The organism is Salinicoccus sp. HZC-1, from assembly GCF_046736035.1.
Classification (GTDB): Bacteria; Bacillota; Bacilli; order Staphylococcales; family Salinicoccaceae; genus Salinicoccus.
Genome location: NZ_CP177130.1, coordinates 621,121 through 641,511, shown reverse-complemented (window position 1 = coordinate 641,511; position 20,391 = coordinate 621,121). Strand labels below are relative to the sequence as shown.

Sequence of the window (20,391 nt, the reverse complement as noted above, 5' to 3'; positions counted from 1 at the left end):
AATATCAATATTCGGCGGTATGTGGATCATATGTAGTGATTGTTCATCGTCCATGAATAGGCAGATTTTTGTGTAATGTACATCGCACTCTGGGCTTTAATTTTCAAAGACCGGTCCATCACCCTGAGCGCTTTCGTAAACTGCTTTTCACAAAATGTAAAGTCCGCCTGCACTGATCTTTGCGAACCGTCGTTGAAATGGATGATGGTGGCATCCGGTCCGTCTCCGGTAAATTCCAGTACATGGTGCAGGTTCACCCAAAATGCGTTTTTCTGTCTGCTTACCGTGATGGGGAATAATACAAATTGGAGCCGCTCATCGATGATGATGGGACCGAGCTTATGGATATTGTGCGCCTTTTTGAGCTGTGTGCGCCGTGCTTTGATGGTGGTGCCGTATGTATGGAGCAAAAGCGTGTCGATCAGTGTTTCGGACGGTTTGGCTGATGGGATGGTACGGCCGTTCTGATAGACCATGTGACACAGGAATTCAGGATGCTGTACCGGTTCAATGTAATAGATGCCGGGGTTGAGCGGGTTTTCAGAAAACATGATTCACCTCGTAGTTGTCGTTATGTCCAATCCAATACTTGGATTTATTATAACCCAACTTCAAGTTATTTAACAAATAATTAACAAAATATTTAAATATGTTAACTTAAGTGCAAGTTAGTTATTTTTTTGTGTTTTAGACAGGTTCGTCTTTGGGCGCGTCCCGCGGCTATGATGGATGCATCCGGAAATACGATAGATGTATCGATACATCACAAGGTGATTGTGATGACAAAGTTTGAAATGAATGAAGTAGTGCGTGAAGCTGAGATTGGATCTGAGGATGGATGTGAAGGTAATGCAGGACATGATACGCTCGGTGGCAGCGCATCCGACACGCGGATTATTGATTATGAACCGATGATCCAGAGCATCATCGGCAAACTGAATATCCGCTTCGACCAGGATGACTATATGCAGGTGGGGAGAATGGCCGTATATAATGCACTGTCTACATATGATGATATTGCGGCCCGCGGCGCGACGGAATCCCAGTTCGTGTATACGCGGATCTATCAGCGGATGATCGATGAGATCCGACGGGTCTCCCGCTATACCAATGCCGTCAGTGCGACCGAAGATGATCTGCTGATTGAAAGTATCGGCAGCACCGGTGGCGCAGGCGGTGCCGCGGATTCGGATGCGGTGCTGCTGGCTGAGCTCCGGGATATGCTCGGGGCGCTGGATGACCGCGAACGGGAGTGGCTGCTGCTGACTCTGCGCGGGTACAGCGTTGTCGAAATCGCAGCAGCCTCCGGATTCAGTGTGTCGAGCGTGAAGAATTGGCGGAAGAGCGCCCGGGCGAAACTGGGCGAGCTGCGCGGGTGATGTAAACCGCGTCCTCCAGCCGTTTCGGGGGTTTATTTACAGGTGGATTCCGGGGTGTTTTGAGGTCCGGAAGTGTAAGCGGTTACTTTTAATTTTGGAAATCCGTCGGAATGTTGATTACAAATTGTGATAAAAGTAGTATAATGTCTTACATCATTGTTGTGGAGGTATGACGCATGGCAGATACTAAAGAAGAAGAAGAAGTAGTTGCAGCTAAAGTTGGAAACATTGTAGAATTTAATGGTATGAAAGGTAAAGTCGATAAAGTGAATGACAATTCCGTTATTGTCGACATCACGATCAACGACAGCTTCGACGAACACGAAATGTTTGAAAAGACTGTAGTCAATCATAAACGCTACACAATCATAGAAGAGTAATACTTTCTGATATGGAAGGGATTCATGGATGTAGTCTTTGCATCTGTGGGTTATGAGTTTGAGAGAGCCACCCCGGTTTCACTTGTTGTGAAATCGGGGTGGTTTTGTGTTTTTGCAGGGAGCCGGGTGTAGTGATATCGCCGGGTGAGTGTTGATTAGCAGTTTGTGCGGCAGGATGCGGGGTTTATCAAACTGAAACAGCGCACCTTATCATCGGTTCCAGCGGGATGAAAAGCCAGGCATCTTATCTTGTCACCGGATTTACAGTTTCGATGAGATAACCCTTTATATTTTCATCCTTTTCAAACCTTTTCAAAATCAATATATCAAAAAGAAATAGAGGAGACGACTAGCTGGATGACATCCAATAACACCATAAAACCCCTAATCTATACCAGTAGATTAGGGGTTCGGTGTTTCATGTTTAACACTTTGTTTGTTATTTATATTATATCATTTGAAATAGCCATTGTAAATTCTTATATCCTCTCATGTCTACAAGTAAAACTGACAGCTTCGAAGATGTCCAGATTATTTATAGATGGTTCAGTGTGTGTCCATTCTATGGGGTCTAGTTTAATTGGAGAAGCCGCGTCATTGGTTTTGAATCATTGATGGGGTAACAACATCTTCTCATTAATGGATTCATTGCGTTGATGTGAGAATACGCTCTCGCATTATTGAACGGCTTCCGTTGAGGTAATGGCTCCTCTCCGCATTAATGAATTCTCTGCGTTGAGGTGAGAATGTCTTCTTGCATTAATGGCTGTATTTCAATGAGGTGAGGGACCCTTCTTTACATTAATGATTCCATTCCATTGATATGAGGCCGTCTTCCCGCATTAATGGTTTTATCTCAATGATGTGAACCCCTCTTCTTACATTATTGAATGCATTGCGTTGATGTGTGCGGAACCGCCGGCAGCTGTTTACACATAATTCAGATTCAATTTGTGTCTTCTCGGATGATTTTCAAATATGAATTCCGGATCGTGTTCGTAACTTGAACGGTATCCGCCTTCCTGCAGTGTTCTGTGCAGATTTTTATGTTTAATTTCATAATGACTGCGTGATCCGTTCCTGACCACATGGAAATATCTGCTCATCCAGCGCTGAATTTTCTGGGTGTCTACATTATGTGCCAGAAATTCATATATTTTTCTCATCATCACCCGCTCTTCCGGGAATAGAACGGCATACTCGATCGCAGTGCGCACAATCAGTCTTTCAATGGTTTCAGAGTAATTGCAGTGACAGCATACCGTACTGAATCTCTTTATTTCCAAGTCGTATCCTCCGCACTTCCAGCAATTCAGGCCCAGCTTCAGGCGGCTGTAGTCGGTGACGGGTGTGGGATACGGATCACGGGTGATGCGTCTGGCGACTTCTTCGGACAGGACTTTGGCGGATCGGCCGGCGGTATTGCTGCCCAGGCTGCGGAAGTATTGCTTTGACCGATTTCTCATGACGAAAAGATTCTGGCTGGCGGAATCGCCGGACCCGAATATGAAATACGGGTTGATGAAGATGATTTCCTTCTGGATTTTGAACTGGAAGCCGGATTCGTTGCGGAGCTTGACGAGTTTGTTCGCCGCGCGGTGGATCTGGCTGACCGGATCTTCGGAAATCTGCTGGCCGCGCACTTTTCACATATCGTTTTCATAGGAATAGTTGCCGCTGTAATTTTTAATCTCGTTGACAATCATGATATTGTCGGCAACGATGAGTGCGTCGAATTGGATATTTCCATTGTCGATGCGGAGCCAGATGTCGCGGAAAATATACAGATGATCATGTCCGGTTTCATCAAAAACCGTATCATATTCCTTCTCCCCCGCGTACCCGGACCGGTAGCGGCCCAGATCCAATGATTCCTTTTTGCTGAGTTCCGCCCTTCTCTCCAAAGTCTCCAAATGAATATGCTGCTTCGATTTGTTTCTTTCTGTAATGAACATAGCTGCCTCCTTAATTTGTGGAATAAAAACCCCTCACCCTATATATAGGTAAAAATGGCCAAATTGCTCTTTTCAGAAATAAAAGAACGGATTTTATAAATCCGGGAGGCTTTCAGCATGTCATTGATGAGTTATTGAAGAAATTGGAAAAGGACGGGGAAACAAAGGAATGAAAACAAAAAACTGCAGACAGGCCATTTCCAATGCCCTTGCCTGCAGTCTGTATACACACTCACTCGGCACCTACAGATGATAGTGCACCAAATCCAGCAGATTATAATCTTCGCTGAGCTGGGAGATTTCCTTATCGATGTTCGCAACCGAGTGGCTTAAATATTCGTATGTGTTGGTGCGCGTTTTAAAGTTTATGGAGATGTGCAGCACCTGGCTGTTGTGGTGATGGTGATATATCGGTACCTGCCCATCTTCCGGAACGGTATATGTTTCGTACTGAGACGCATTGACGCCAAGTCCGATGGCTGAATCGCCGGGATCCTCGCCTTCTGCCTCATGGCCGTCTTCTTCCTGTTGATGACTGCCCGTCACCAGCATGCCGACCCCTTCCATGTCTTTGATGACTTCGTTGATTTCTCCGCTCCAGTCCGAGATGCAGACGATGACGTAGTCCGGATCTTCCGAATCGTAAATATAGCGGAGCCATCTTTTCACCGAACTGCCGAGGCGGGAAATATGGAGCGTCGGCTCTTTCTTCTCCGATTCCGGGAGATAGTCCCCGCCGTAGCCGCTCAGAATGACGAGTTTCATGCCGTTTATGATGAACACGTTGTAGGGTTCGCCGAAAAACGGCTCTTTCGTCATCGGGTGCGCCACATTGCAGTTCATCCACGGGAAATCGGAAAAACTCAGCGCACGGCGCAGTTTCGATACGTTGGAAAGGTCCTGGTGGTTGAACACGCCGAAATTGTACTGCATGTAGTTCATGCTGGTGATCGACGGATTGCGGGGTTTGGAATATTCCTGGTCGATGCCCATTGCCCCGCCCAGATCACACAGCAGGATGTGCGTATTTTCCTCGAGTGACAAACTGCGCTTGTATCTGGAAACCTTCGACAGGCTGACCCCTTGCCGGTCGCCGAGCGAACGGTTGATATGCTGCGTAATGATAAGGCTGATGCTGAAAAACTCCTGCATGAAATTCTCCTCTCTGTCGAGTCACTAACCGGTTTTCTTCTATATTAAATTGATTTTTCCACTAATCAATTCAAAGTCGCTTCTTCAAAGTGAAACCCTTAGCCGATCAGAATCCGTTCTTTCGGATAATGATACGGCAGTTCGTGCTGGCGGCCGCCGATGCTGAATAGGAACGAGATGAAGCCGATACGCCCGATGAACATGAACATCATGATGATGAATTTGCTCGGACTGCTCAGATCATTCGTAATGCCGGTGGACAGACCGCATGTCCCGAATGCGCTGGTGACTTCGAATATCACGTCGATGAGATCGAACCGGCTGTCCTCGATCATTACGATGGACACGATGCCGGCAAACACCAGCATCACCGCCAGTGAAATCACGGCGAATGCACGGTTTAGATCTTCCCGGGCAACCTCGCGGTTGAAAACGTTGACCCGGTCCCGGCCGCGGCTGAATGCGATCACGAATAGAATGAGCAGCGCAAACGTCGTGGTACGGATTCCCCCGCCGGCGGAACTCGGTGAAGCGCCGATGAACATGAGACCACTCATGACGACCTGGGTGCCGTCGGCAAAATGGGCCGGGTCCACGGTGGTCAGCCCGCCGCTGCGACTGGTCGCGGATGCGAAAAAACTATTGGACAGCGTCTTAAACCATGAATCATTTTCGAAGTAATTCTGGGATTCCATGATGAATATAAAGAACGTACCGACTGCCAGCAGAATGCCGTAGGTGGCAGTCGTCACTTTTGTAAATAGAGAAAAACGGAATTTTTTCTTCCTGCTGCTTATGAAGTTCCTGAGCTCGATCAGAACCGGGAACCCGATGGCGCCGAGTATGATCTGCAGCGTGACGACGAGCTGCAGCACATAATTTTCGGTGTAATTCAGCAGTGAGTTGCCGAAGATGTCCATTCCGCCGTTTGTCGTTGCCGAAACGGAGAGGAAAACCCCGTTCAATATCGCATATCCGACATCACCGGACTGGTTCATAAAGATGATGACATAGATGAATGCACCCACAAGCTCTATAAGCAGCAGTGTCTTGAATATATCCATCACGAGTCTCACGACACCGGAAATCTTATGCTGGTTATTGTCCACCATGATCTGCATGCGTTCACGCAGGCCGATGCGTACGCCAAAGAACACCCAGATCAATGTACCCATCGCCATGATGCCGATGCCCCCCAGATTCATGATGAGCATGATCACTATGTACCCATAGGTGTTAAAAGTCTCCGAAATCGTCACCGGAGTCAGCCCTGTAACGGACAGGGCCGATGCTGCAACGAATAATACGTCGACCATCGGTATGTCTTTTCCACCGCGGTAGAGGAACGGGATACTCAGCATGAACGTTGCCGTGAGCAACGCGAGAAGATAATATAAAAACAGCCATCGCTGAGGGCTGAGCCCGTGAAAAAAACTTTTAATCCACTTAATCATTGAAGCACCTTCTTTCAATTACATCCAGTATACAAAAAATAATTTCAAATAACATCCCATTCTTTGAAAGGATTTGGGCACCCCCACTATCCCTCCATACCCGTTATTGGAAGGAAACCGGGGTTTATTCAGAAAAAAACCGACCTTCCGGCCGGTTTCATCGGGTTACTCCAGTGTGACCGTGGTCTCCTCGAGCTCGCCGTTTCTGTAAAATTCGATTGTCATTTCTTCGCCCTGCTCTTTTTCATAGTACAGGTACTTGCGGAGTTCCAGCATGTTCTGGATTTCCTGGCCATCGAGTGAGACGATGACGTCGAGCTGCTCGAGGCCGCCTGCTGCTGCCGGTGTGCCTTCCTGGACATTGCTGACGATGACGCCCTGCTTCACGTCTTCCGGAAGGTTCATTTCACTGGCCAGCACTTCTGCCGGCACTGTATAGAGGTCCTGCAGCTGTATACCGAGGTAAGCGCGTGTGACTTCACCGTTTTCCTCCAGCTGCGTGACGATCTGCTGCACTTCGTTGGATGGGATCGCGAATCCGATGCCTTCGACTGTCGGCATGCTGATCTTCATGGAGTTGATGCCGATCAGGTTTCCTGCAGCATCGACGAGTGCCCCGCCGGAGTTACCCGGATTGATGGCGGCATCCGTCTGGATGACGTTGGATTCCCAGTCGTAGTTGCCGTCGCCGTCAATATCGACGGGCACGCTGCGGTCGAGACCGGAAACGATGCCCTGGGATACGGAACCGGAGAATGCTTCTCCGAGCGGCGAACCGATGGCGATGGCTGTTTCACCGACGAGCAGTTCATCGCTGTCTGCGAACTCGATCGCGCTGTCGATCTCACCGCGGTCCACTTCTAGCACCGCCAGATCCGTCCAGACATCGGTGCCGATGATCTGTGCCTGCAGTTGGTCGCCGGATGCCAGGTTGACCTGGATCTCTTCAGCCCCTTCGACCACGTGGTTGTTCGTGACGATGTATGCTGTGTCTTCCGTCAATTTATAGATGACACCGGAGCCAGTGCCCGCTTCTTCCGGTTCTGCCTGTGGCGCTTCAGTGAGGCCCGGCATGAATTCGCCTGCCTTTTGAAGGTTGATGACGGAGACGACGGACTGCTTCGCTTTCTGGACGGCTGCGGTTGTATCCGACACTTCTTTTTCAGTATCGCCGCTGTCCTGCTGGATCTGCTCCTTGATGCCGTCGATCTCCTGGCGGGCTTCATCCGTCATGCCCGCATCCTCGGAATCTCCGGTTGTTTCCTGCCCCTCTTTTGTTCCGGGTGTGCCGATCTCTCCGTTATCCCCGAAGAAGTTGAAGAGGAGAAGGACAAGCAATGCACCGAGCGCCCCCATGATCAATGGGATGAGGAACGCTCCCAGGCAGCCGCGCCCGCGTCTGCTCCGTCTGCCGCCTCCGCCGGATCCATTGCCGGTACCGTCATTGTCTTCCCGGGGCGGCTCTTTGCCTTCGCCTCTATCGCGGTTGCCGCGGCTGTAGTTGTCGCCGCCTGCATTCCCGGGCGGGATCACGCCGACCCCGCCGGCCGGTGCCGAGCGGTCTCGATAGCCGCTTTCGCCCGGTCCGTAGTCCGCATCCGGATCCGCTTCTTCCTTCTGATCCTGGGTAGGCTGATTCGGTTCCGGCGTCGGTGCTGCGTTAAAATCCGGATCCCTGCCGGCATCAGGACGCCGATCGACATCGGCTTCTCTGCCGGGCTGATTCGGGTCAGGCGTCGGTGCTGCGTTATAGTCCGGGTCTGTGCTCCGGTCAGGCGGACGATCGGCACCGGTTTCTTCCCGCTGATTCCTGCCGGGCTGATTTCGCTCCGGAGTGGATTCCGCGTCAAAATCGGGGTCCCTCTCCGGCTCCGGTTTTGGATTCTGGTTCGGATTCAGATCAGGATCGGTAGATGACTCCATGCCTGAATTCTCATTTAGGAATTCGCGATTGCCCCTCATGCCGCTGTGATTGTCCCCGGACACTGCCCGGGGCCGGGGTTCCCCTTCCGCTGACTGGCCCAGATGCTGTTCCGGACGATCGTCTTCTGCGGGATGATTTCTGTTTTCAAGATTCTGTCTACGCGTGAGCGGGCCATCTGCATGTGCCTGCCCGTCTTCGTCAGTATCACTTTGGAATTCACGGGTACGCTCGTATTCCTGCTGGCGGCGTGCGTGTTCCTGCACCGGATTTTCCGGCCCGGATGCTCTGTTCTCCGCCTGCCCTTCGCGCGGTTCCATGCGTTGTTCGCCTTCGTCTGTAAATACTCTGCGTTTGCGGCGGTACTGATCTCTCGGAATAATATGTTTCTCTCCTCTTTCCAAGTGCGACGCCTCCTGTCAAAAAATTGAACTTACGCTACATTATAAAGGCTTTAGGGTTCCCTTTCCACTGTTTTGCCGTGATCGTCACTATCTTTGCTTGAGAACCAGCCGACGACAATGACGATGACCATGACTGTCCAGAAGATGAGCTTCCATGTTGTCGAATGCGGGAATTCATGCGGGATGATGCCGATCTGTTCATGTGCCAGCGTGAGGACCGAGAGTTTCACGCCCACCCAGCCGACAATGATGAATGCCGCCACTTCGAGGCCCGGTTTTTTATTGAGAATCTCAACGAACCAGGTCGCAAAGAACCGCATGATGATGACGCCGATCAGACCACCCGCAAGCATGACTGAGTATTGTCCGGCATTGACGCCGAAAAAGTCTCCGCCGACTTCCGGCAGGGCAAGCGCGATGGCCGCCGCTGCCAGGATGGAGTCGATCGCGAAAGCGATGTCGGCCAGTTCGACTTTGAATACCGTCATCCAGAAGCCGCTGCCTTTCTGCTTTTTGGCAGCTTCCTCGAGTTCCTCCGTATCACTTTCTCCCTGCTTGATCTTGATGAGATGCGATATTGATACGTAGAACAGATACAGTGCGCCTAGTGCCTGCATCCACCACCACTGTACGAGAAAGACAAGCAGCAGGATGGCGATCATACGGAATACGAATGCACCGAGCAGACCGTAGAACAGCGCTTTTTTACGCTTTTCCGGATCCAGGTGCTTAACCATGACAGCCAGCACGACCGCGTTATCCGCGGCGAGCAGGCCTTCCAATACGATGAGTACGATGAGCACCCACGAGTACTCGAGTAATACTGCAAAATCCATAAAAATTCCTCCTATATTATGCTGAAGCAACAAAAAAGAGACCCGGACCGGAATCCGCGCTTGGGTGCGCAAATTCGGTCAAGGTCTCACGATACAATAATAGTCATTGCTCAATGCACCGGGATTGCTCCGTAGTGACGATGCATTGATGGGTTGCCCCATTCGTTACTCCCCTTTTCCGATACAGGGAACCGGCTTGGGGGCATCTGCCCCGGTGGCCGGTTCCATTTGTGCAGACAGCAGGGATTCATACCCGCCTGTCCGCTGGAAAGGTTCTATCAGTATTATTTTGTTACGTCTAATGTCCCATCAAATATAAAACATTGCGGTTTGAATGTAAAGTTATTTCACTACAACAGGCTGTATAATTTTATTTCAGGATATTTATCGTTGAACCAGCGGGTGGCGAATTCATTTTCAAACAGAAATACTTTTCTGTCGTAGCGGTCGAGCACCAGGTTGGAACGCTGCGAATGCATCGAGTCCTTGATATCCTCTTCGTTTTCGATCCAGCGGGCGATCTTCTTGCCGATCGGCTCCATGATCACATCCGTGTTGTACTCGGTCTTCATGCGATGTTCGAACACTTCGAACTGCAGCTGTCCGACCGCACCGAGGATCGGCTGGTTGGTATGCAGCGTCTTGTAGTACTGGATGGCCCCCTCCTGCACGAGCTGTTCGATGCCTTTGTAGAAGTGTTTCTGCTTCATGACGTTTTTGGCGGACACTTTCATGAACAGTTCCGGTGTGAACTGAGGGAGTGCCTCGAATTCGACCTTTTTGCTGTCTGGACCATAAAGCGTATCGCCGATCTGGAAGTTGCCTGTATCGTACAGGCCGATGATGTCGCCGGCATAGGCTTCGTTGACCGTTTCCGTATCGTCGGCCATGAACATCGTGGCCCTCGATACTTTCGTCTTCTTGCCGGTCCTTGCGAGTGTCGTATCCATGCCGCGTGTAAACTTGCCGGAGACGATGCGCATGAATGCGAGCCTGTCGCGGTGGCGCGGGTCCATGTTGGCCTGGATCTTGAAGATGAATCCGCGGAATGCCTCATCCACCGGTTCGATTTCCGTGTCGTCCTTCGTCTGTCTTGACGTCGGCATCGGTGCAAAATCCACATATGTGTCGAGGAATTCCTCAATACCGAATGTGGAGAGTGCGGAACCGAAGAATACCGGTGTCAGATCTCCGCCTGCGATTTTTTCCTTGTCGAAATCATCGCCCGCTTCTTCCACAAGCATGAATTCTTCGACTGCCGTCTGGAATGCCTCATCCGCTTCGATCGGATGATTTTCTTCCAATTCATAGTCATCCGTCAACTGGAGCTTTTCTTCCTCCCTGTACGGGTTGATCGTCTTATCCTTGCGGTTGATGATACCGAAGAAACTCTGCCCCATGCCGACCGGCCACGTCATCGGATATGTTTCGATCTCCAGTGTCGATTCGATCTCCTCCAGCAGTTCAAACGGCTCTTTCCCCATACGGTCGAGCTTGTTGATGAACGTGAAGATCGGAATGCCGCGCATTTTACATACTTTGAAGAGCTTGAGCGTCTGCGGCTCGATCCCCTTCGCGGCATCGATGACCATGACGGCGGAGTCGACCGCCATCAGTGTCCGGTACGTATCTTCCGAGAAGTCTTCGTGCCCCGGCGTATCGAGGATGTTTATTTTGTAGCCGTCGAAATCGAACTGCATGACGGAACTCGTCACACTGATGCCGCGTTCCTGCTCGACTTTCATCCAGTCGGATGTTGCGAACTTGTTCGATTTCTTACCCTTGACGGTCCCCGCTTCACGGATGGCGCCGCCGAACAGAAGCAGTTTCTCGGTGAGTGTCGTCTTCCCCGCATCCGGGTGGGAGATGATGGCGAACGTCTTCCTTTTTTCTATTTCCTGTCTCAAATCCATAAAAATCTCCTTACTGTTTGTCTGTCACCTCTGTAATCGCCGCGGCGATATCTTCACACGTCTCCTCATCCATCATATGGAAAAGGTGTGCAATGATTGCGTCTTCCCGGGTCTCACGTGACAGCGTCCGGTCCAATTCCAGACTAAAGTTAATGTACGGAATGCTGATGATGTGTGTCTCGTCGTCGTTATTGTATATATAGGCAACGGCGTGCTCCCCTGAAATGTCAATCCCAGTCTTCAGCATATTCATCGCTCCTGTATTTGCGGTAGGCCGCATCGAGCGCGATCAGATCATCGCGGTGCGGCACTTTGATGTAGTCTTCCATGATCTGGTACGGTTCGCGGCCCTTGCATGCCAGCACGATCGTGTCGCCCGGTTCCGATATGTCTATGGCGTGCTGGATGCCTTCTGCGCGGTCGATGAACGATCTGTAGTCCGCGTGTGCCGCGCCTTTTTCCAGCGCCCGGACGAGCATCCCCGGGTCATCGTTGGCCGGGTTATCCGGGGTGAAGATCGCATAATCCGCCCGTGTGGAAATCCGGCCCATCTCTTCGGCCTTCGTCATGTCCCGCTCCCCGGTCATGCCGACCAGGAAGATCAGGCGCTTGGTGACGAACGGTTCGATTGTATCGACGATCTTCTCGAGCGCGTCCGGCGTATGGGCGAAATCGATGATGATATCGACCGGCAGTTTCGGGTCGAGCACCTCGAGGCGCCCTTCGACCGGTTCCATATGCTTCACTGCCTCGACGATCCGTTTCAGCTTATAGCCCTGCAGCCATTCACTGATGATGGCGCACATCAGATTCTGGATGTTGAAGTATCCGATGAACGGCGAATTGATGGGAATCGGTCCGTCCGGGGTATTGAGTATGAAGTTGAACCCTTCCAATGTCCCTTCGATTTCGGACGGCCAGAAGTCGGCGGTTTCATCCATGCCGTAGGAAATGACCTCGTGCGGCGTCATATCGCTGTAGCGTGCCGCCCACGGGTCGTCGTTATTCAATATGATGTATTTACGGTCCCGCACATTCTGGCCCATCTGGGAGAACAGGAGCCCCTTCACGTAGCCGTATTCATCCATCGTGCTGTGGAAATCCAGGTGGTCCTGGGTGAGGTTCGTGAATATCGTGATGTCGTGATCGATGCCGAATGTCCGGCCGAGCTTCAGCGCGTGCGACGACACTTCCATCGTGAAGACTTCCGTCTCGGCGTCGTTCGCCTCTTTCAGACGTTTATGCAGCTTTGTCGTTTCCGGTGTCGTATTGATGCTGTCGTAGCGGTCTTCATTGATCATGAAGCCGTTCGTCCCGAGATAGGCGCTGTTCTTGCCGAGTGAACGGCTCAGGTTATGGATCATCGTTGCGACCGTCGTCTTGCCGTTCGTGCCGGTCACGCCGATCATCGTCTGGCTCTCGTGCGGAAAGTCGAATATATATTCAGCGAACAATGCCGCCACCTTGGAGGGGTCCTTGACGATCAGCAGTCCGGCTTCTTGCGGAATTTCGATGAACCGGTCCGTCACGATGAACCGGCATCCCGCTTCCACCGCATTCGGGATGAAGTTATATCCGTCGACCTGGTGTCCGCGGAGCGCAACGAAAACGGAATCGGCCTTCGCTTCACGCGAATCCGTCGTGATGTTCGTTACAGATTCCGGAAATTCGCCATATGCGGTTTTTATTTTGAGTAAGGAAATCAGCGTCCTCGAATTCATATTTCCTGCCACCTTTCAACTTTTATATTATACAATATAAGTAGAGTGTTGGACAGTGATAATTGACAGATGAGTGTTACGGAAAGTATCGTTATATTTGATTCGACAGGGTGTCAATTTCAGTTGACGAAGGTGAAAATGATGAAAAATGGTATGAAGAAAAAGCGTTTTTGGAAAATCTCTTTAATTTTATTTTTAACGGAAATGGTGCGGGGGATGTTCATTTTGAGCTATCTGCCCGCCCTGCCGACGATCGGAATCATCTCGATTGGGCTCAGTTCGATCGTCATCACCATGCACTATGTGCTCGATGCGGCCACGAACGTCTGGCTCGGATTCCTGATCCGGAAGATCGGTGAGGTCTGGACCATGCTGCTGAGCTATCTGCTCGGCATCGGCGCCATGGTGATGGTCGGTTTTGACCAGAGCTTCTGGGTGCTGCTGATTGCGGCCTGTCTCCTCGGCATCAGCGTCTGTCCGATATGGATCATGGCACTCTCCAATGTCGAGGAAGCCAACCGCGGGCGTGACATGGGTCTCGTATTCTTCTCGTGGCTGGCAGGACTCGGTTCCGGAATGGTCCTCATGAACTTCCTGATCGGCATCTATGCCGAGGATTCCGTATTTGCGATGGCCGGTATAGTCGTGGTCAGTCTGATTACGTTCCTGGTGCTCCCGGGCAACCGGAAGGAAGTCGTCGAGTCGGTGGGCGGTCCCAAGGACACCCAAAACTCTTCCGGCAGTCCGGTGGCGGACAGGGCCGGGTCGGATGCATATGCTAGCGACCGCTATCCGGACGACGGCGGCTCCTCTTCGAAACGCCGGAATAAAAAAGGCGAGAAGAAGCGCCTGCCGCTTAAGGATACATGGTATATTCTGCGGCATCACATGAAAAACATGCCGGGCATCATGCTGCAGGGGCTCGGCGTCGGCATGCTGCTGCCCGTGCTCCCGACATACATCACATCCGAATTGTCGCTCAACTATTTTGAGTACACGTTTTTCATTCTCATCGTGTTCGGACTCGTCGGATTCAGCATGACCGTGCTGAGCCGGGCGCTGGATACCAATTCCGTGCGGCTGACGTTTGCCGTGATCTGCGGCGGCTTTTTCATCTATGCCGCCGGCATCATCTGGTTCAGCACGCTTGAAACCGTCTGGCTGATATTCACAATTGCCAGCTTTATCGGGCTGGCCTACGGCATCATGCTGCCGGCATGGAATAAATATCTCGCCGGCACGATCATGGAAGACCGGAGCGCCGAATCATGGGGCGTCATCAGTTCGGTGCAGGGCATCGGCGCTATGTTCGGCCCGATGCTCGGCGGTCTGACGGCCGACCTTTTCGGCACGGTGACTGCCACGCTGCTCGCAAGCGGCCTGATATTCGTACTGCTGTTTGCATATTATGCGGTGCTGTTCGGCCTGCGGTGGAAAAGAGCCGGAGAATAGAAAATGAAATGAAGAAACCGGAATGCCTTTTTAATCGGGTATTCCGGTTTTTTGGTTGGATTTGCAAATTATATGGAGAGCACCTGAAGGACCATGACCATATGAAAATTGAAATAACGCCTACCCTCTGAAATACAAAACGCTCAGAACGATAATCAGCGTCACCAGTTCCAGTCCGATGATTCGTTTCATGAAAATATCCGACTCTGAATTCTTTTCATCTTTTTTCTTATCCGTGAACAATGACGATCTGTCCACCACAAACATAAGCATTGTAAAAAGTATTATTGTTAATGAAATCTTGAAAACCGCCAGCATCGAACCCTCTCCTCGTATATACCATTTCCTGTAACGGAATCAATAAACGGAAAAATTGCGGAAATCGGGGTCTGGAATGAAAAAACATCTCCTACGTATCAGCAGGAGATATTAATATCTGTATGATAATGTCCTACTTATGGACACATGACTTTATTTAATAAATTGGAATAGTGTATAGTGAACATATACGGAAATATATACATATATGCCTCTTATTATTTTAATGGATATGGAAGGTGAACATGATGGCATCGAACGATAACGACAGAAAAGAGACGATAAAAGCCATCAGTGATGACGGGGTTGAAGAAACCAGACGCCGCAAGAAGAAAGTTACGGTCGACACGCCTGACGCCACACTGGTCGAACACCTGGATGATCTGCGCGGTATGCTGATCAAATCGGCAGTCGTATTCGTGTTTTTCTTTATGCTTATATTCCTGACGATTCAATACTGGTTCCCCTATCTTTCCAAAGGGCATGATCTGATCGTCAGGGGGCCTTTCGAAGTCATCCGATTTTACATCAGAACCGCCGGTGCACTCGGAATCGGTTTGAGTCTGCCGTTCATATGCAGGTTCCTATGGCAGTTCATGCGTCCCGGCCTTGTTGAAAAAGAGACTCAGTTTTTAAAAAACTATTTCCCGCTGATGTTCCTTTTATTCCTGGCCGGCCTGTCCTTCGGATACTTCATCATCCATCCAATCAGCTACTTTTTCCTGATCCAGATGGGAGAACAGAACTTCGAGGTTCTGGTCACAGCGGATGAATATATGTCCTTCCTGCTGATATCGACGATGCCGATGGGATTGATATTTCAGCTGCCGATCATTGTGCTGTTCCTGCACCACATCGAACTGCTCGATGCAGAGCTGATGAAAAAAGTGAGGAAATACGTATACTTCGCACTGCTCGTGATTACCGCACTGATTGCTCCGCCCGATTTCTTTACGCATTTAATTACAGTCAGTCCGATGATTGTGTTATATGAAATCAGTATATATATCGTGATGCTGAGAGAACGCAGGGCTGCAAAGAAAGCGGCGAAAGCAGGCGACGGAGAAACTGCTGCTGAAGATAAAGACGAAAAATAGATTGAACCCCCGGCAGACTGCTTTAAGTAAGGTCTGCCGGGGGTTTTGTGTTTGTAAATCCATTTTTAATGAATCGGAAACATACATATTTTCACCACTGGATGCCGCTCATTCTTATACGACGGCATTCTATTGAAAATTTTTAAATTTCCATCTATCAATTATCTTTTTTAAAAAAGGATTCTATAAATTTGATCTGACCCCAGTTGGGTTTACAAATGAAATAATATAAATGTTTCCCTCCAGAGAATCTAGATTCTCTGGAGTTTTTTTATGCGGCTAATGCTCTAAATTCCAACGGACTCAACCCCTTGAATTTGTGCTGAGGCCTGCGGTGGTTGTAGAACTCGATATACCACATAATATCTTTGATGATCGTGTGATAGGTGTCGTAATACTTCTGTTTGCGTTTGACATGGAACCGTTCAGCTTTGATCTTGCCCCAGAAAGCCTCCATTGGTCCATTATCAATGCATTTTCCCACCCGGGACATGCTCTGGCACATTTGCTGGGCCTCCAAAATTTTTTTAAAGCCAAAAGAGGTGTACTGGAATCCCCGGTCACTATGCACCAATGGCGTCGCATCCGGACATTTTTGGATCGCCGCTTTAAACGTATCGAAGACGAGCTGATTATTATTAGAGCGTCCGAATTTGTAGGCGATGATACTATTATCATACAAATCGATAATGGCACTGAGATAGGCTTTTTCTCCACTCAGCGCTTTAAATTCCGTCACATCGGTTAACCATTTCTCGTTCACGTGGTCGACATTGAAATCCCGGTCTAATATGTTTTCAGCGACCTGTTGCGGTGTGTGTGGCATATACTGCTGCTTTTTGATCCGGGTCACCGACCGTAAGCCCATCTGTGTCATCAGCCGGTAGATGCGTTTCTTATTATAGTGCGTCTGATGTGCTTTGTTGATTTCATAACACATCTGACGATAGCCGTATATGCCCTCTGTTTCGACATAGAATTCGGCTATCCTTGACGCAATCCAATCGTTCTCTGTTTCAGAAGCCGATGCACTGCGTTTCTGATACTGATAGTACGCCTGTCTTGAAATACCCGCCGCCCGGCATAATTCAGAGATGGAGTAGCCTTCATTATGCAGGGCTGTGATGGCAGTGTGAAGTTGATGACTCTGAACCCGGCTGTATTTTAGTTCCTCTCGAGTTCGTCCAACTTTTTTAGCAGGGCATTTTCCACTTCAAGTTTTCGCTTGTCTGCTCTGAGTTTTGAAATCTCCCGGTTTAGTTGTTCCGTTTCCGTCAGCTGATCTTCTGATTTCCTGCGGCCGCGTTTATCTTCGAGTCCCATTTCACCATATTCCCGGTATTTTATCACAATGGTGCGCGCCTGCTGGTAGCTCACATCAAACCGTTCAGCCAGTTCTCGGTAACTGACATCCCCCTGAGCGTGATGTTTTGCGATCTCAATCCGTTCCTGAACCGTTGTTTTCCGTCCTTTAGTCAATGGTGAAGCCCCCGCTCTCGTCGTTCTTATTTCTTCACCATTATTGTAACGTATAATCCACTGTCGTACAGTTGTTTTTGACGGTATATCGTATTTGCATGCGAGTTCATAAATGGAAATACTGCCCGTCTGATACTCTTTTGCGACCATTTCTTTAAATGCGCGGGTGTAGGTTCTGTGTTTCTTTCGTTTCTTTAATCCCTCAGCCCCATGCTTCTCATATTTTTCCTTCCATTCTCTCACTGATTTAGGATTCACCGGATATGTTTTACATACATGGCTTATCGGTGTCCCTTTATTCAATTCTAGAACGATTTCCAGCTTTTCTTCGGCCGAAAAATGTCTGGTAGTCATAAAGAACCCCCTCCAGGTTTACAGATGTTTTATTTCATCTGTAAACCTGGAGGGGGTCAAATCAATTCCTTTACAGGATCTCTCTTTATTATTTTATCGAATACTATAAAGAGAACGAAGACCCCGAGCGGCATAATAGATATTAATCCTTCGTTGCCGGGTTCGATCAAAATGAACTTTCTCAACCAATAATAAGTGCCGCCCAGAAATAATATTACTGAAATAAAGTATGTAGCATTTAAAGGCGGTCTTGCGTTATTATTTTTTTTATCATCAGAAATAGTATCCATCCTTTAAAAATTTTTATCAAACAGATCTTATTACTTTAAGAATATCGATAATATAGGCTTCATCTAATGCAGGAAATTCGGAATAAAATCATAAAGATATATACTCCCTACAAAAAACGGGTATATAGAAATAACAAAGATAAAAGAAGAGGTGGTCTCATGTTAGGTATTATTTTGGTTGCGGGCATGATTTTCCCGGCTATTGCGATGGGCTTCTTTATTCAAACCGAAAAAGGGGGAACAGAGCAGAAACAATGAAAAGTGTTAACAGATAAATGATAAATCTAAGTATAATAATTCAAGAAAATCGATACTGACCCTCTTACTTTAACTATAAGAAGGTCAGCATTGTTATAGGTATTATAAAAATCAGTACAGGAATACTATTTAAAATTCCCATATAGCTCTCCTACTCCTGATTTATCATAGTTATCAATGACCAATCATCTTAACTCTTCCGGGCATTGAAATCTCATCCAGATCTTCTATCCCCGATGCTTCTTCATTGTCTCTTCCATGAAATCGAGGAGTTCTTCTTTCATATCGGATTTGAGCGCATATTCGATCGTCGTCTTGACGAATCCGCGCTTGACACCGACATCATAGCGCTTCCCTTCAAAATCCACCGCATAGACATCTTCGCTGCTTTTCCCGAGGGCTTTGATGGCGTCGGTCAGCTGGATTTCTCCGCCGGCTCCGACCTCGACCTTTTCCAGGTGTTTAAATATCGAAGGTGTCAGCACGTAGCGTCCCATGATGGCGAGCCTGGAATCCGTGACGCCCGCTTCCGGTTTTTCATACATATCAGTCAGGTGGTAGCAATTGCCCTCCTGGCTGTCATGCTCGACGATGCCGTATCTCGACGTGTCTGCCGCCGGCACGGTTTTCACACCGATCACCGAGCTCTCGTGCTTATCGTAGTGCTCGATCAGCTGGCCGATTGCCGGCGTGCCGCCCTCGTTATCCACGATGTCATCACCGAGCAGCACTGCGAACGGTTCATCGCCGATAAACTGCCTGGCCGTATGTATCGCATGCCCGAGTCCCTTCGGCTGCTTCTGTCTGACATAGAAAATATTGGCGAGCCCGGTCGCATGTTCGACTTTCTCGAGCAGTTCATACTTGCCTTTACTCTCAAGGTTCATCTCCAGTTCTATCGACCGGTCGAAATGATCCTCGATCGCCCGTTTATGTTTACCGGTGACGATGATGATATCTTCGATGCCCGCCTCCACCGCTTCTTCGACGATATACTGGATCGTCGGCTTATCCAGAATCGGAAGCATTTCTTTCGGCATCGCTTTTGTTGCCGGCAGGAAACGGGTGCCGAGTCCCGCTGCCGGTATGACTGCCTTTTTCACTTTTTGCATAAATATCCTCCTACTGTTCCTTTAAATACCACTATAACAAAAAGAAGGCCGGAATCTACACCTGACCTTCTTTTTCAGCTTCTTTTTTTTCTTTTCTCTTTACCAGATAAATACTGATTTCATAAAGCACGATCATCGGACTTAAGATGATGATATGTGTAAAGAAGTCCGGCGGGGCAATCAGTGCGGTGATCACCATGAGTCCAAAGTATGAATACTTTCTGAATCTGACCATGAGTTCCGCGTCCAGCAGCTCAATATGGTTGAGGAATAAGACAACCACGGGCAGCTGGAAAATCAGCCCCATCGGAATCGTGGAGACCAATAAGAATGACATATATTCATCCGCCGTGACGAGTACATCGAAGTTCACCTGTCCCATTTGGATCAGGAAGAAGTAGCTGATCGGGTGGACCACGAAGTACCCGAAAGCGAGTCCCCCGAGGAACAGAGCGATCATCACCGGGACGGACCCTTTCAGAAATTTGACTTCCTTGCCTTCGATGCCCACCGTCTTCCTGACATACTGCCAGATGAAGTACAGCATGAACGGCACGCTCAGGCCGAGCGCAATCGCGGCTGACGTCCTGACATAGAACCGGATGACTTCAAACGGCCCCATCACCACGATTTCGTATCCTTTTGATACATACGGGAACCACCATTCCACCGTGAAGAAAATGGTGATGAACCATACTGCAAGAACCACCGCAGATTTCATCAGCAGGCTGCGGAGGCTCGTAAGCTGGTCTGTAAACGGTTCGAAGGGGTCTGCTTCCTCCCCGTTTCCAGGCTTTCCGGGCGGATTCGGTCCGCCGCCGTTGCCGCCGGCTGCCGGATTTTCATTCCCCTTGTCTTTACCGGCCTTCCGCTTGTCCACCGGACTGATGCTCAAGTCCTCATACGGATCCAATTA

18 protein-coding genes and 1 pseudogene are annotated in these 20,391 nt (G+C 49.3%); 4 read left to right on the top strand and 15 right to left on the bottom strand.

The window, feature by feature from the left end:
• Positions 1–26: 26 nt before the first annotated feature.
• Positions 27–551 carry a competence protein ComK gene (locus ACKRAT_RS03315; protein ID WP_411843681.1) on the bottom strand — a complete coding sequence of 175 codons (525 nt, stop codon included), beginning with the start codon at positions 549–551 and terminating at the stop codon, positions 27–29.
• A gap of 228 nt (positions 552–779) precedes the next feature.
• Between ACKRAT_RS03315 and ACKRAT_RS03310 the strand changes: the two genes are divergently transcribed.
• Positions 780–1,379, top strand: coding sequence for a sigma-70 family RNA polymerase sigma factor (locus tag ACKRAT_RS03310; protein ID WP_411843680.1), 600 nt, complete (start codon positions 780–782; stop codon positions 1,377–1,379).
• Between the two features lie 176 nt (positions 1,380–1,555).
• Positions 1,556–1,759 carry a YkvS family protein gene (locus ACKRAT_RS03305; RefSeq protein WP_411843679.1) on the top strand — a complete coding sequence of 68 codons (204 nt, stop codon included), beginning with the start codon at positions 1,556–1,558 and terminating at the stop codon, positions 1,757–1,759.
• A 929-nt stretch (positions 1,760–2,688) separates the two neighbouring features.
• Here ACKRAT_RS03305 and ACKRAT_RS03300 read toward each other — a convergent pair.
• The 9 genes from ACKRAT_RS03300 to ACKRAT_RS03260 all read right to left on the bottom strand — a co-directional run bounded on the left by ACKRAT_RS03300 (position 2,689) and on the right by ACKRAT_RS03260 (position 13,115).
• A complete protein-coding gene (locus ACKRAT_RS03300) occupies positions 2,689–3,402 on the bottom strand; it encodes a hypothetical protein (protein ID WP_411843678.1) in 714 nt (237 codons plus the stop codon).
• A 3-nt stretch (positions 3,403–3,405) separates the two neighbouring features.
• A complete protein-coding gene (locus ACKRAT_RS03295) occupies positions 3,406–3,714 on the bottom strand; it encodes a nuclease-related domain-containing protein (RefSeq protein WP_411843677.1) in 309 nt (102 codons plus the stop codon).
• Positions 3,715–3,957: 243 nt separating this feature from the next.
• Positions 3,958–4,866, bottom strand: coding sequence for a hypothetical protein (locus tag ACKRAT_RS03290; protein WP_411843676.1), 909 nt, complete (start codon positions 4,864–4,866; stop codon positions 3,958–3,960).
• Positions 4,867–4,964: 98 nt separating this feature from the next.
• A complete protein-coding gene (locus ACKRAT_RS03285) occupies positions 4,965–6,320 on the bottom strand; it encodes a TrkH family potassium uptake protein (protein WP_411843675.1) in 1,356 nt (451 codons plus the stop codon).
• A gap of 165 nt (positions 6,321–6,485) precedes the next feature.
• Entirely contained in the window at positions 6,486–8,645 is a 2,160-nt protein-coding gene (locus ACKRAT_RS03280; RefSeq protein ID WP_411843674.1) for a trypsin-like peptidase domain-containing protein, read from the bottom strand.
• A gap of 50 nt (positions 8,646–8,695) precedes the next feature.
• Entirely contained in the window at positions 8,696–9,481 is a 786-nt protein-coding gene (locus tag ACKRAT_RS03275; RefSeq protein WP_411843673.1) for a TerC family protein, read from the bottom strand.
• Positions 9,482–9,831: 350 nt separating this feature from the next.
• Positions 9,832–11,394 (bottom strand): peptide chain release factor 3, encoded by a 1,563-nt coding sequence (locus ACKRAT_RS03270; RefSeq protein WP_411843672.1) that lies wholly within the window; start codon positions 11,392–11,394, stop codon positions 9,832–9,834.
• A 10-nt stretch (positions 11,395–11,404) separates the two neighbouring features.
• Complete coding sequence (locus ACKRAT_RS03265; RefSeq protein WP_411843671.1) at positions 11,405–11,641, bottom strand: YueH family protein; 237 nt, start codon at positions 11,639–11,641, stop codon at positions 11,405–11,407.
• Positions 11,622–13,115: a UDP-N-acetylmuramoyl-L-alanyl-D-glutamate--2,6-diaminopimelate ligase gene (locus tag ACKRAT_RS03260; RefSeq protein WP_411843670.1), complete on the bottom strand. Its 1,494-nt coding sequence runs from the start codon at positions 13,113–13,115 to the stop codon at positions 11,622–11,624. Before ACKRAT_RS03260 ends, ACKRAT_RS03265 begins: the two co-directional genes overlap by 20 nt.
• 132 nt (positions 13,116–13,247) lie before the next feature.
• On the opposite strand from ACKRAT_RS03260, the gene ACKRAT_RS03255 reads away from it, so the two are divergent.
• Positions 13,248–14,567: an MFS transporter gene (locus tag ACKRAT_RS03255; RefSeq protein WP_411844404.1), complete on the top strand. Its 1,320-nt coding sequence runs from the start codon at positions 13,248–13,250 to the stop codon at positions 14,565–14,567.
• 120 nt (positions 14,568–14,687) lie between these two features.
• On the opposite strand, the gene ACKRAT_RS03250 is transcribed toward ACKRAT_RS03255, so the two are convergent.
• Positions 14,688–14,885, bottom strand: coding sequence for a hypothetical protein (locus ACKRAT_RS03250; protein WP_411843669.1), 198 nt, complete (start codon positions 14,883–14,885; stop codon positions 14,688–14,690).
• 245 nt (positions 14,886–15,130) lie between these two features.
• Here ACKRAT_RS03250 and tatC (ACKRAT_RS03245) point away from each other — a divergent pair, with 245 nt between their 5' ends.
• Positions 15,131–15,982, top strand: a complete 852-nt coding sequence (gene tatC / locus ACKRAT_RS03245; protein ID WP_411843668.1) for a twin-arginine translocase subunit TatC — start codon at positions 15,131–15,133, stop codon at positions 15,980–15,982.
• 271 nt (positions 15,983–16,253) lie between these two features.
• On the opposite strand, the pseudogene ACKRAT_RS03240 reads toward tatC (ACKRAT_RS03245), so the two are convergent.
• The 4 genes and pseudogenes from ACKRAT_RS03240 to tatC (ACKRAT_RS03225) all read right to left on the bottom strand — a co-directional run.
• Positions 16,254–17,114 (bottom strand): annotated as a pseudogene (locus ACKRAT_RS03240) (IS3 family transposase); the annotation flags it as partial.
• Positions 17,115–17,146: 32 nt separating this feature from the next.
• Entirely contained in the window at positions 17,147–17,815 is a 669-nt protein-coding gene (locus tag ACKRAT_RS03235) for a helix-turn-helix domain-containing protein (protein ID WP_411842029.1), read from the bottom strand.
• A gap of 775 nt (positions 17,816–18,590) precedes the next feature.
• The gene (gene galU / locus ACKRAT_RS03230) at positions 18,591–19,475 is read right to left on the bottom strand and encodes a UTP--glucose-1-phosphate uridylyltransferase GalU (RefSeq protein ID WP_411843667.1); all 885 of its coding nucleotides are present in this window, start codon (positions 19,473–19,475) and stop codon (positions 18,591–18,593) included.
• Positions 19,476–19,530: 55 nt separating this feature from the next.
• The gene (gene tatC / locus ACKRAT_RS03225) at positions 19,531–20,388 is read right to left on the bottom strand and encodes a twin-arginine translocase subunit TatC (protein WP_411843666.1); all 858 of its coding nucleotides are present in this window, start codon (positions 20,386–20,388) and stop codon (positions 19,531–19,533) included.
• Positions 20,389–20,391 lie beyond the last annotated feature (3 nt).